This is a genomic window from Streptomyces sp. NPDC041200 (genome assembly GCF_055591805.1).
Genome location: NZ_JBVIZF010000015.1, coordinates 80,349 through 92,441 on the forward strand (window position 1 = coordinate 80,349; position 12,093 = coordinate 92,441).

Annotated in this window: 10 protein-coding genes; 5 read left to right on the plus strand and 5 right to left on the minus strand. The window is 72.4% G+C overall.

Going from position 1 to position 12,093, the window contains the following annotated elements:
- Positions 1 to 131: 131 nt before the first annotated feature.
- Both ACZ6CL_RS28105 and ACZ6CL_RS28110 read right to left on the minus strand, forming a co-directional pair.
- Positions 132 to 587: an Lrp/AsnC family transcriptional regulator gene (locus ACZ6CL_RS28105; RefSeq protein WP_468940281.1), complete on the minus strand. Its 456-nt coding sequence runs from the start codon at positions 585 to 587 to the stop codon at positions 132 to 134.
- Between the two features lie 10 nt (positions 588 to 597).
- Entirely contained in the window at positions 598 to 2,070 is a 1,473-nt protein-coding gene (locus ACZ6CL_RS28110) for an amino acid permease (RefSeq protein ID WP_468940283.1), read from the minus strand.
- A gap of 314 nt (positions 2,071 to 2,384) precedes the next feature.
- Between ACZ6CL_RS28110 and ACZ6CL_RS28115 the strand changes: the two genes are divergently transcribed.
- Both ACZ6CL_RS28115 and ACZ6CL_RS28120 read left to right on the plus strand, forming a co-directional pair.
- Complete coding sequence (locus tag ACZ6CL_RS28115; RefSeq protein ID WP_468940286.1) at positions 2,385 to 2,615, plus strand: hypothetical protein; 231 nt, start codon at positions 2,385 to 2,387, stop codon at positions 2,613 to 2,615.
- The gene (locus tag ACZ6CL_RS28120; protein WP_468940288.1) at positions 2,612 to 3,430 is read left to right on the plus strand and encodes a DUF2637 domain-containing protein; all 819 of its coding nucleotides are present in this window, start codon (positions 2,612 to 2,614) and stop codon (positions 3,428 to 3,430) included. Before ACZ6CL_RS28115 ends, ACZ6CL_RS28120 begins: the two co-directional genes overlap by 4 nt.
- An 86-nt stretch (positions 3,431 to 3,516) precedes the next feature.
- On the opposite strand, the gene ACZ6CL_RS28125 is transcribed toward ACZ6CL_RS28120, so the two are convergent.
- Positions 3,517 to 4,980, minus strand: a complete 1,464-nt coding sequence (locus tag ACZ6CL_RS28125) for a GuaB1 family IMP dehydrogenase-related protein (protein ID WP_468940290.1) — start codon at positions 4,978 to 4,980, stop codon at positions 3,517 to 3,519.
- Between the two features lie 471 nt (positions 4,981 to 5,451).
- Between ACZ6CL_RS28125 and ACZ6CL_RS28130 the strand changes: the two genes are divergently transcribed.
- From ACZ6CL_RS28130 to ACZ6CL_RS28140, 3 genes are all read left to right on the plus strand, one after another.
- Positions 5,452 to 5,619: an FDLD family class I lanthipeptide gene (locus tag ACZ6CL_RS28130; protein WP_468940292.1), complete on the plus strand. Its 168-nt coding sequence runs from the start codon at positions 5,452 to 5,454 to the stop codon at positions 5,617 to 5,619.
- A 107-nt stretch (positions 5,620 to 5,726) separates the two neighbouring features.
- Positions 5,727 to 8,846 carry a lantibiotic dehydratase gene (locus ACZ6CL_RS28135; protein ID WP_468940294.1) on the plus strand — a complete coding sequence of 1,040 codons (3,120 nt, stop codon included), beginning with the start codon at positions 5,727 to 5,729 and terminating at the stop codon, positions 8,844 to 8,846.
- Positions 8,843 to 10,135, plus strand: a complete 1,293-nt coding sequence (locus ACZ6CL_RS28140; RefSeq protein WP_468940295.1) for a lanthionine synthetase C family protein — start codon at positions 8,843 to 8,845, stop codon at positions 10,133 to 10,135. Before ACZ6CL_RS28135 ends, ACZ6CL_RS28140 begins: the two co-directional genes overlap by 4 nt.
- A gap of 63 nt (positions 10,136 to 10,198) precedes the next feature.
- On the opposite strand, the gene ACZ6CL_RS28145 is transcribed toward ACZ6CL_RS28140, so the two are convergent.
- Together ACZ6CL_RS28145 and rpe are read right to left on the minus strand one after the other, a co-directional pair.
- Positions 10,199 to 11,188 carry a sugar-binding transcriptional regulator gene (locus tag ACZ6CL_RS28145; RefSeq protein WP_468940468.1) on the minus strand — a complete coding sequence of 330 codons (990 nt, stop codon included), beginning with the start codon at positions 11,186 to 11,188 and terminating at the stop codon, positions 10,199 to 10,201.
- Between the two features lie 112 nt (positions 11,189 to 11,300).
- A complete protein-coding gene (gene rpe / locus ACZ6CL_RS28150; RefSeq protein WP_468940297.1) occupies positions 11,301 to 11,999 on the minus strand; it encodes a ribulose-phosphate 3-epimerase in 699 nt (232 codons plus the stop codon).
- Positions 12,000 to 12,093 lie beyond the last annotated feature (94 nt).

Here is a 12,093-nt window from a genome sequence, read left to right on the forward strand (position 1 = left end):
ACAAGCCGCGATCGTTGCGCGCTCCGCGTGGATCCGTTACGCGTTTCCGGACCCGTACGGCGATTCGTTGCGCCGGTGATTCAGCGCGCCGGGGCCGGAGCGGCGAGATGCCGCTCCGGCGCGAGGGGGCGCTACGTCGGGGCACCCGAGGTGTAACGCCGCAGCAGCGGCGACAGCACCAGCACCGACTTGGTGCGCTCCACGAACGGTTCACCCGCGATCCGCTCCAGCACCCGCTCGAAGTGGCGCATATCGGCGGCGAACACCTGGACGACGGCGTCCGCGTCGCCGGTGACGGTCGACGCGGACGCCACCTCCGGGTAGCGCGACAGGCCGCGGCGGATGTCGTCGGGCGAGGTGTTGTGGCGGCAGTACAGCTCGACGAACCCCTCGGTCTCCCAGCCCAGCGCCGCCGGGTCCACCCGTACGGTGAAGCCGGTGATGGCGCCGTCGGCCCGCAGCCGGTCCACCCGCCGCTTGACGGCGGGGGCGGACAGGCCGACCTGTTCGCCGATGTCGGCGTAGGAGCGGCGGGCGTCTTCGGCGAGGGCGTGGACGATGCGTTCGTCGAGGTCGTTCAGTCGCACTGCGGGGGTGTCACTTCTCTGCTGTGGCCAGTCGGGATCGGCGCATGCCGTATGCGAAGTACAGCACAAGGCCGACGGCCATCCAGACACCGAAGACCACCCAGGTCACCATCTCCAGACTGTTCATCATCCACAGGCACAGCCCGAAGCCGATGAGCGGGAAGAGCGGCGACAGCGGCACCCGGAAGGTCCGCGTCATATCGGGACGGCGCCGCCGCAGCACGATCACGGCGATGTTGACCAGCGCGAACGCGAAGAGCGTGCCGATGCTGGTGGCGTCGGCGAGCTGGCCGAGCGGGATCGCGGCGGCGAGGACGCCGCAGAAGAGCGAGACGATCACAGTGTTGGCGCGCGGCACCCCGGTTCCGGCGTGGACCTTGGAGAAGACCGGCGGCACCAGCCCGTCGCGGGACATCGCGAAGAGGATGCGGGTCTGGCCGTAGAGCACGGTCAGCACCACGGAGGCGATCGCGATGACGGCGCCGGCCGCCAGCACCACGGCCCAGAAGCTCTGACCGGTGACGTCCTGCATGATCCCGGCGAGCGCGGCCTCGGTGCCCTCGAACTTCTTCCACGGCAGGGCGCCCACCGCGACCGCCGCGACCAGGCAGTACAGCGCGGTGACGATGACGAGCGAGAGCATGATCGCGCGCGGCAGGTCACGCTGCGGGTTCTTGGCCTCCTCGCCCGCCGTGGAGGCGGCGTCGAAGCCGATGTACGAGAAGAAGAGGGTGGCCCCGGCGGCGCTGACACCCGCCATGCCCAGCGGCATGAACGGCGTGTAGTTCCCGGCCCGGATGCCGGTGAAGGCGACTGCGCAGAACAGGATCAGCGCGGCGATCTTCACCCCGACCATGATCGCGTTGGCCCGGGCGCTCTCCTTGGCGCCGCCCAGCAGGAACGCCATGGACAGCAACACCACCAGCAGCGCGGGCAGGTTGAAGACGCCGCCGTCGCCGGGCGGGGCGGCCAGCGCGTCGGGGATGGTGATGCCGAGCGTGCCGTCCAGCAGTTCGTTGAGGTACTGCCCCCAGCCCACGGCGACGGCCGCGACCGAGACGCCGTACTCCAGGATCAGACACCAGCCGCACACCCAGGCGACCAGCTCGCCCATGGTCGCGTAGGCGTACGAGTACGAGGACCCGGAGACCGGGATCGTGCCCGCCAGCTCCGCGTACGAGAGCGCGGAGAACAGCGCGGTGAGCCCGGCTATGACGAACGACACGATGACCGCGGGACCCGCGTCCGGCACCGCCTCGCCGAGGACGACGAAGATGCCGGTGCCCAGCGTCGCGCCGATGCTGATCATCGTCAGCTGCCAGACGCCCATGGAGCGCCGCAGGCTCCCGCCCTCACCCTGGCCACCCTCGGCGACCAGCCGCTCCACCGGTTTGCGCCGCATCAGGCGGGCGCCGAGCCCACCGGCCGGGGGTCCTGGCTCCGGTCGCTGGGGGGTGGGAGGGGCTGTGCCGTGCTCCAACACGTGGGGGGCTCCTTAATCGCTGCCATCGGCGTAGGTATCTGGTGGCGTACGACCGAACGCGGGCATAGGGATGCCCGGGTGACAAATCCGCAGATGGGAATCGCCGAGCAGTCGGTCCCCGCCACTCAGCGTTAGCGCAAGACCCTATGAGTCGTCCGGCCGCGGCCGTAATGCACCATCCTTGCGCATACGTGTCCGATCATTGCGCTCGGGGGCGCTCGCCAGGGAATCATTGCGACGCCCGTGCGCGCGTCACCCCCCGGTTCACCCGAATGCCGCGATACGGCACCAATTTGGCGGTCGTTGGTGGGGACGTGACGACTGACAGGCTGCAGCCCCCTGACCACGCTCCGCTTACGGCCGAACCCGTGTTCCGGGCCCGGGACCACGGGGCGGAGGACGAGCGGTTCCCGCACGACTACCCCCTCGCCTACTGTTCGAGGGTCTGGGAGGACTTCCTCACGACGCTGGGGAGGATCGAGGACGACTTCCTCCAGCGCTCCGGTCCGGCGGAGCCGGGCGTCGAGGCGGGCGTCCAGGCATGACGTACACCGAGCCGAGGCCGGGCGGCTACGGGCCCCACCCCACCGGCCACCGCCTGCCCCCCGACCCCGCGGAGCGGTTCGACACGGGCGTCGCGTACCAGATGAATCCTTTCCCCCTGCCGGACCCGGATTCCCTGGAGGGCCGCTGGGACCTGGAGGGAGACCTGGCGCGGCTGCTCCAGAGCACCGGGGCCATCCCCACCGTCCCCGCCCCGGGGCCCGTCCCCGGTTCCGTTCCCGGTCCGATCCCCGGTTCCGTCCCCCTCGAGGAGCCGGTGCACTCCACCGGCCCGATCCCCCTCCGACCCCCCTCCCCCGCCCATGTGCGCGGGCGCGGCAAGCGCCGCCGGGTCCGCTTCCGGCTGCCGACCATGCCGTGGCTCCAGATGATCAGCCTGATCTTCGCGGCGATGACCACGGTGATCGTCGCCATGCTGAGCGTGCTGGGCGGGATGATCTCGTACCGCCCGCTGCGCTATCTGGCCTCCCCCAGCACCTCGGAGTCCATGGCGGCGTGGTGGCCCCTGCTGGTCTACGGGCCCTGGCTGGTCGCCTCGCTGTCCGTGCTGCGGGCCGCGCTGCACCGCCGCGGGGCGGCGCACTCCTGGGCGGTGGTCGTGCTCTTCTCGACGATCGCGGTCTTCCTGTGCGTCGCGCACGCCCCCAGGAACGCGCCCAGCATGGCCGTCGCCGGTCTCCCCCCGGTCGCCGCGCTGGTCTCGTTCCACCAGCTGGTACGCCAGATCACCCTCACCAGCCCGCCCCGGCACGCCCTGCCCCGCCGGGGTGGTGACCCGCGAGGCGTCATCCGGTAATTCGGTACAACGACACGACGGTGGCCCCACTCACCCGAGCCGAGTGGGGCCACCGTCGTGTGGTGCCCTCGCGGGGCACCGCCTCGTCACTCCCAGCTGGCGTGCAGCGGCTTGCCCTCGGCGTAGCCCGCGGCGCTCTGCACGCCGATCACGGCGCGCTCGTGGAACTCCTCCAGCGAGCCCGCGCCCGCGTAGGTGCAGGAGCTGCGCACCCCCGCGATGATCGAGTCGATCAGGTCCTCGACCCCCGGCCGGGACGGGTCCAGGAACATCCGCGAGGTCGAGATTCCCTCCTCGAACAGCGCCTTGCGAGCGCGCTCGTAGGGCGACTCCTCACTGGTGCGGTTGCGCACGGCGCGCGCGGACGCCATGCCGAAGCTCTCCTTGTACGGCCGCCCGTCGGCGGCGTGCTGGAGGTCGCCCGGAGACTCGTACGTACCGGCGAACCACGAGCCGACCATCACGTTGGACGCCCCGGCCGCCAGCGCCATCGCCACGTCGCGCGGGTGCCGGATCCCGCCGTCCGCCCAGACGTGCTTGCCCAGCTTCCGCGCCTCGGCGGCACATTCCAGCACCGCCGAGAACTGCGGGCGGCCCACGCCGGTCATCATGCGGGTGGTGCACATGGCGCCCGGTCCGACGCCGACCTTGACGATGTCGGCGCCCGCCTCGATCAGATCGCGCACCCCCTTGGCGGCGACCACGTTGCCCGCGACGACGGGGACCCGCGGGCCCAGCGCGCGGACCGCCTTCAGCGCGGTGATCATCGACTCCTGGTGGCCGTGCGCGGTGTCCACGACCAGGGTGTCCACCCCGGCGTCGAGCAGCGCCTTGGCGTGGCCCTCCACATCGCCGTTGACACCCACGGCGGCGGCGATCCGCAGCCGGCCACCGCCATCCACGGCGGGCTGGTACAGCGTGGCGCGCAGCGCGCCCTTGCGGGTCAGGATTCCGGCCAGCTTCCCGTCCGCGTCGACGGCCGGGGCGAACTTGCGGTGCGCCGCGTCGAGTTGACCGAAGGCCTCCTGCGGGTCGATATCGGCGTCGAGCAGCAGCAGCTCCCGGGACATCACCTCGGACAGCTGCGTGAACCGGTCCACCCCGGTCAGGTCGGACTCGGTCACCACGCCCACCGGGCGGCCGTCCTGCACGACGACGCCCGCGCCGTGCGCCCGCTTGGGCAGCAGCGACAGCGCGTCGGCGACGGTGCCGGAGGGGGCGAGGACGATCGGGGTGTCCAGGACCAGGTGGCGGCTCTTGACCCAGCGGACGACGTCGGCGACGACGTCGATCGGGATGTCCTGCGGAATGACGACGAGGCCGCCGCGCCGGGCGACCGTCTCGGCCATCCGGCGACCCGCGATCGCGGTCATGTTCGCGACCACGAGCGGGATGGTGGTGCCGGTGCCGTCGGGTGAGGCCAGGTCGACGCCCTGGCGGGAGCCGACCGCGGAGCGGTTCGGCACCATGAACACATCGTCGTACGTCAGGTCATAGGGAACCGGGGATGCTTCTACGTGGCACCCCGTACCGGGCTCAAGGAAACGCATGGGTCTCACAATTTCACGCGCAGCGACGTAGGTCACTCCTCCGAAGGCACAATAAAAGACCCCGCAATCATGTGATCCTCCAAAGAGGAACCCGCGGGGGCCACTCCCATGCCGGAAAAGTCGTCTACCTTACGTCAAAACGCTACCCGAGCGTCCGCTCAAGGGCGAGTGATCCCATACGGAGAATTGCCGTTCCCCGCGCCCACCTGCGGCGGGGCCCGTCCATAAATACCTAAGAGGGACCGGATGATGCCGCGCGTTCCATCAGCGGCGACTCTCTGAGGGAATCCTCAGCGTCAACTCTCCGGAAATGCGAAATCGCAGGTAGGTGAGGTACACAGGTTGTCCGGGCGCTCGACACGAGTGCCCGGTGTGTAAACCTGCGGACCGGGGGCCGCACGGGGTGGGCGTGTTGACAGGCACTCAGTGCGCACGACTGCCGTCGCGTCCCTCCACTGAAAGGAATGGATTATGTCTGCTGCCACGCTGGCAGAGCCGATGACCGAGCTGTCGGAGTTCGACCTGGACGTGCGGATCGAGCTGGACGAGTCGACGGCCGCCGAGGGCGCCAAGACGGGCACCATCGTCTACTGCCCGTCCCAGCTGGGGGGCTGTGCCTCGCAGGCCGTCTGCCCCTGATACGAGCGGGCTGAGGCCGTGGGGCCCGGGGCACCGGCTCCCGGGCCCCACGGCTCGCTGACGGCGGAATCTGTACGGTGCCGAGCGCGAACGGGAGAGGGCACACCATGACCGGAGACCACGCGACGTTCCACGCGGAACCCACCGGAATGCTCCGGGTCCCCCTCCTTCCTCGCGCGGCCGCCGCGACCCGCGCCGACATCGACCCGCGCGACCGTGAACAGGTCCGCCGGTACGTCGACTCGCTCCTCTCCGACGGACGGGTCGAGGAGGCCCTCGCCGTCTCCAGCCCCTCACTGCGCCGGGCCGTCGAAACGCTGCGCGCGGGCGCGCCGATGAAGCCGGGCGCCCTGCGCAAGCTCACGCTCTCGGCGACCCGTTACGTCCTGCGCGGCGCCAGCCGCGCCACTCCCTTCGGACTCCTCGCGGGCGTCGCCCCGGTGTCCTTCGGCGAGGACTGCCAGGTCCGGATGGACACCCGGCACCGCAAGGTGGTACGCCCGGACGGCGGCTGGCTGACCGGCGTCCTCGCCGCGTGGGAGGGAGACCTCGAAGTGCTGCGGGAGCTTCGCGTCACCGCGAACGATCTGGGCTTCGCGCGCGGGCAGCGCTGGGTGCTCCCCGTCGCCTACGACGCGAAGGACCTCGACGGTTCCGAAGTGCGGCGCGAGGGACAGAGCGCCCAAGAGGTCTCCGTACGCCACACGGCGGCCGTGAAGACCGTTCTCGCCGCCACCCGGCACCCCCGTCCGGCCCAGGACCTGCTGAAGATCCTCGACGACGCGTACCCGAGCGTCCCCGCGTCATCCAAGGAGGGGCTTCTCCTCGGGCTCGTCCGCCAGGGCTTCCTCCTCACCGAACTGCGCCCCCCGCTCACCGAAACCGACCCGCTGCGGTACGCGGTGGACGTCCTCGAATCCGTGGGCCGGGCCGAGGAGGCCGGTGAGCTGGCCGTCATCGGCGATCTGCTGGCGGAGTACGGCGCGGAACCCCTGGGCGCGGGCCTCGGCCGCTGGCAGTCGGCCCTCGACGCGATGGGCGGCTTGCGCGCCGATGACCAGTCGATCCAGGTCGACATGCGGCTGGACGCCGATGTCACCCTGCCCCGGGAGGTGTTGCGGGAGGCTGAGCGCGCGGCCCGGGCGCTGCTTCTCGCCGCACCCGACCCGGTGCCCGCACCGGCGCTGCGGGAGTACCGCGACGCGTTCGTCGAACGCTACGGCACCGGCCGGGCCGTGCCGCTCGGCGACGTACTCGACCCGCACACCGGCCTGGGCCCGCCCGCCGGTTACGACCATCCGAGGAGCGAGCGGCGCGCGGCGGAACCCGGCGAGCCGGGCGAACGCGCCCGGGCCCGGGACGCGTTCCTGGCCGAGCTGGCTCTCGCGGCGATCGCCTCGGGCGACCGCGAGGTGGTGCTCGACGACGCGGCACTCGACCGGCTGCGCGGCTCAGGAGCGCCGCCCGCCAAGGCGCTGGAACTCTGCGCCCATCTGACCGCCCCCTCGCAGCAGGCCCTGGAACAGGGCGACTTCGCGCTCGTGCTCTCCCCGTCGACGGGGTCACCGTCACCGGGTGCCCTCTTCGGCCGGTTCGCCTACCTCCTCGACGATGGGGAGGCGGTGGGCGGGCTGGCCCGCCGTTCCGCCGCCGACCAGGCCCGGCCCGGAGCGCTCCAGGCCCAGCTGGACTTCCTGCCGCTGAGCGGACGCGATGCCAACCTGGCCCGGGTACGACCGTTCTGGACCGAGCGCGTCGCGGTGGGCAGCTTCGCGGACCGTGCCTCGCCCGCCGTGCGCGGGATGGACGATCTCGCGCTGGCCGCCGACCTCGACCGGCTGTATGTCGTGGACGCCTCGACCGGACAGGAGGTCAATCCCCACTTTCCGGCCATGCTCAGCCCGCACCTCGCCCCCGCCGCGCTCCGGCTGCTGCGCGAGGTGCCGAGCATGGGAAGCGGGCCTTCGTGCGTATGGCTGTGGGGTGGCCTCTCCACGCTTCCCCATCTGCCCCGCGTCCGGTACGGCAGGTCGGTCCTCGCCCCCGCCCGCTGGCGGATGACCGCCCCGGAGCTGTCCGACTCCGCCCTCCCCGACGCGGAATGGGAGCGTCATCTGGACGCCTGGCGGGCGCGCTGGAACATGCCCGAGCGGGTGACCGTCGGCGGCGGCGACCGCCGGGTGGAACTCGACCTGACCGCCCCGCTCCACCGCATGCTGCTCCGCCGCGAACTCGGCCGGGGCACGGAGGTGACGGCGTACGAGACCCCCGAGGACGCGGGCGCGGGCGACGGCTGGCTGGCCACCGGCTCAGGGGCGTTCAGCAGCGAGCTGGTGCTCCCGCTCTTCCCCGCCCGCCCGGCCGCCGCCGAGCCCTCGGCCGTCCGGGCTCCCGCACGGCCGATCAGCCCGGTCGCTCCGCCCGCCCCGCGGCACAGCCGCGAGTGGCTCTACGGCAAGCTCTACACCTACGCCAACCGCCAGGACGAGGTCCTGGCCGAGCACCTGCCCCGGCTACTGGCGGCCCTTCCGCCCGGGGTGGACCGCTGGTTCTTCCTCCGCTACACCGATCCGTCCGGCGCGCATCTGCGGGTGCGGTTCCACGGCGACCCCGGCACGCTCCACGGTGAGCTGCTGCCGGGGGTCCTCGACTGGGTGGAGCGGCTGCGCGACCTGCGTCTGGCCGGGGCGTTCGTCATCGACGGCTACGAGCCCGAGGCCCACCGCTACGGCGGCCACCAGGCCGTGGCAGCCGCCGAGACGGTCTTCCACCACGACAGCGTCGCCGTCCTGGAACAACTGCGCCTCCGGGCGGCCGGCGCGGTCACCACCGATCCGCCGATGCTCGCCGCGGCCAACTACCTCGACCTGGTCCGCCAGGTCCACGGCGACCGGTGGACCGAGTCGTGGCTGCGCGACCCGCGTGACGAGAAGCACCACGCCTACTTCCGGGAACACCGCGCGACGGCACGTCACCTGCTGGACGGCGGGCCCCGGGCCGCCTTCCCCGCCGAGGGCGCCGACGCCGCACTCGCCGCCGTGGATGCCAGGGCGGCCGCCATGCGCGCCTATGCCTCCGTGGCCGCCGACCGACCGGTGCTGGCAAGCGTGTTGCACATGCACCACAACCGTCTCATCGGCACCTCACGCATGTCCGAGAACCGCTCACTGGCGGCGCTGCGCGGCCTCGCCCAGATCGAACACGGACGACGGAAGCACCTCGCATGACGACACCAGCCGGACAGTGGGACGCCGCCACGGTGGTGGCCGAGATCGCCGCCCGTATCCGCGACCACGTCACCGGCACCGGCACCGGGGGCTTCACCGATGCCGGGCTCGGCATGGGTGCCTCGGGGGCGGCGCTGCTCCTCAGTGAGCTGAGCGACAGCGACCCGGACCTGCGCACGACGGTCCACGCCCTGCTGGCAGCGGAGGCCGGGTTCACCGGTGCCAAGGGTCCCGGGCTGATCACGGGTCTGGGCGGGCTCGGCTTCGCCACCAAACACGCCGCCCGCTCGCCCCGGGACTACGCCACCGTGCGGGGCCGGGTCGACGACGCCCTGCGGCGTCGCCTCGGGAGCGTCCTCGACGCCGAGTACGGCCGGATGGAAACGGGTACGCCCGGGGCGGACCGGGGGCACTTCGACGTCGTCTCCGGTGTGACCGGCCTCGGCCGGTACTTCCTCGCCGAACCGGCCGATCCCGGAGCGGTCCGCGACGTGCTGCGGTATCTCGTCGCCCTCACCGAGCCCGTCACGGCCGAGGCCGGGCCGCTGCCCGGCTGGTTCAGCCCCCCGTGGCCCGCCGCGCTGGGCGGGCACGGGCGGGAGTGGGTGCTCGACCTGGGCCTCGCCCACGGCATCGCCGGGCCCCTCGCGCTGCTGTCCCTGTGCTGGACGCGCGGACAGCGTGTCCCCGACCAGGACACGGCGATCCGGCGTATCGCCCGGTGGCTGATGAGCTGGCGCCAGCAGGACGCGGACACGGGAGCCTGGTGGCCCGGTACGGTCTCCGCCGAACAGGAACTGGCCCCCACCCGGCCGGACCTGGAGCGGGGGCGCGCGAGTTGGTGCTACGGCACACCGGGGATCGCCCGCGCGCTGCACCTCGCCGGAGTCGCGCTGGGCGAGGACGCGTGGGTGCGCGGTGCGGCGGAGGCGATGAGGGCGGTCTTCGCCCACCCCGGCGGCCTGCGGGGGCTGGACGACCCCGGCGTGTGCCACGGCCTCGCCGGGCTGGCGCGGATCACCGGACGCATGGCCGACGAGCTGGACGACCCGTGGCTGTCCGCGCGGGCGGCCGAGATCGCGGAGCGGCTGTGCGCCCGTTTCGACCCCGGCGCGGCCTTCGGCTATCCCACCGCGCCGGTGCCGCCGCACCGTCCGGATCCGTTGGACGCGCCGACGTTCCTGGAGGGCGCGGCGGGCGTCGCCCTCGCCCTGCTCGGCCGGAGCACGCCACCGGCCGAGTCCACCCACGGCCGTGTGCCGTGGGACGCCGCCCTGCTGCTGACGTAATCCCCGCGCCTGGTGTGAGCCCTGCTTCTGGTATGAGCCCCGCGTCTGATGTGACCCGCGCCGCTACACGCCGTCGGGATCGGCCCGGTCGAGGGCGGGGCGGGGGCCGGGGTCCGCCTCCAGCAGCAAGTGGTCAGCCGCCGTCGTGTCGGTCACCAGGCTGGTGACCAACCCCGACCGCAGCACCGCGCCGATCGCCTCCGCCTTGCGGCGGCCGCCCGCGATCGCCACCACCTCGGGGATCCGGCGCAGCCGGTCGGCCTCCACCGTGATGCAGCGCTCGCCCAGGTCGCGGCCGATGCGGCGGCCCTCGGCGTCGAAGAGGTGGGCCGACATCTCGGCGGCGGCGCCGAGGCTCTCGTAGTGGGCCCGCTCCTTCTCGCTGATCATGTCGTACACCGTGGAGATCCCGGCCTCCCACGAGCCGATGGACACGCAGGCCACGGTGACCTTGTCGAAGTACTCGAAGGCGCGGGCGATCCCGGTCTGCCCGCGCAGCGCGTCCGCCGTCGCGGTGTCCGGCAGCAGCATCGGCGCGTAGATCGGGTGGGCCTCGCCGCCGGAGACGGCGGCGGCGCGCCGGACCGCCTCGACCGAGCCGCGCTCGGCCGTGCCCGCGTCGTACACGCCGGTGAGCTGGACGACGGTGCACGGGGGCAGCCGGTGCAGCGCCGCGGCCATGTGGATGGTGGAACGGCCCCAGGCCAGCCCGAGCACATCGCCCTCGTTCACCAGCTCGCCGAGCAGGTCGGCCGCGACCTCGCCCAGGTTCTCCGGGTCCGGGGTGTCGGCCTCGGCGTCGGCCGGGGACTCGACGACGACCGCGTGGCGCAGCCCGTAGCGGGCGCGCAGCGCGTCGGAGCGCTCCGCGTCGAGTTCGGCCGGGACCCGGATCTCGATCCGCACCAAGTCGCGTTCGAGCGCGGTCTCCAGCACGCGCGCGACCTTGAAGCGGCTGACCCCGAACTCCTCGGCAATCTGGATCTTGGACTTGCCCTCGAGGTAGAAGCGGCGCGCCATGGCCGCCGCCTGCACCAGTTCGGCGGGTCCCATCCGCGTGGCTGAACGGCCCGTCGACACCGCGGTCTCCTCACTTGTCAATGTTCCGGCCTCACCGTTCATCCTGTCAGAAACGGTGGAGTTGGTTCGCGCTTTACCGTGACGTTCACGGACCGGTGGCTTCGTGGCCGCACAGCCCGGTGGTGCCCGCCGCCTTCTCGGCCAAGGCCCGCAGGTCGCGTACGGCCCGGTCCGGGTCCTGCGCCCCGTAGACCGCGGAACCCGCCACGAACACGTCGGCGCCCGCCTCCGCGCACCGCTCGATGGTCGAGGCGGAGACCCCGCCGTCCACCTGGAGCCACATCTCCAGGCCGTGCCGGGAGATCAGCTCACGGGTGCGGCGGATCTTGGGCAGCATGATGTCGAGGAACGCCTGCCCGCCGAAGCCGGGCTCCACGGTCATCACCAGCAGCATGTCCAGCTCGGGCAGCAGGTCCTCGTACGGCTCGATGGGGGTCGCGGGCTTGAGCGCCATCGACGCCCGCGCGCCCTTGGCCCGGATCTCGCGCGCCAGCCGTACGGGCGCGGCGGCGGCCTCCACGTGGAAGGTGACCGAACCGGCGCCCGCCTCCACGTAACTCGGGGCCCAGCGGTCCGGGTCCTCGATCATGAGGTGGCAGTCCATGGGCGTGTCCGTCGCCTTGCCCAGCGCCTCCACCACCGGCACTCCGAGGGTCAGATTGGGCACGAAGTGGTTGTCCATCACGTCGACATGGAGCCAGTCGGCGCCCTCGACGGCCTTGGCTTCGTCCGCCAGGCGGGAGAAGTCCGCGGACAGGATGCTGGGGTTGATCTGCACGGCCATGGGACCAGCCTGCCACGCCCGGCGCCCGCCCATGGACCCGGGATGATCACGATCCGGCCGCCGCCCCGGTTGGCCCGCCCCGGTTGCCGCCGCG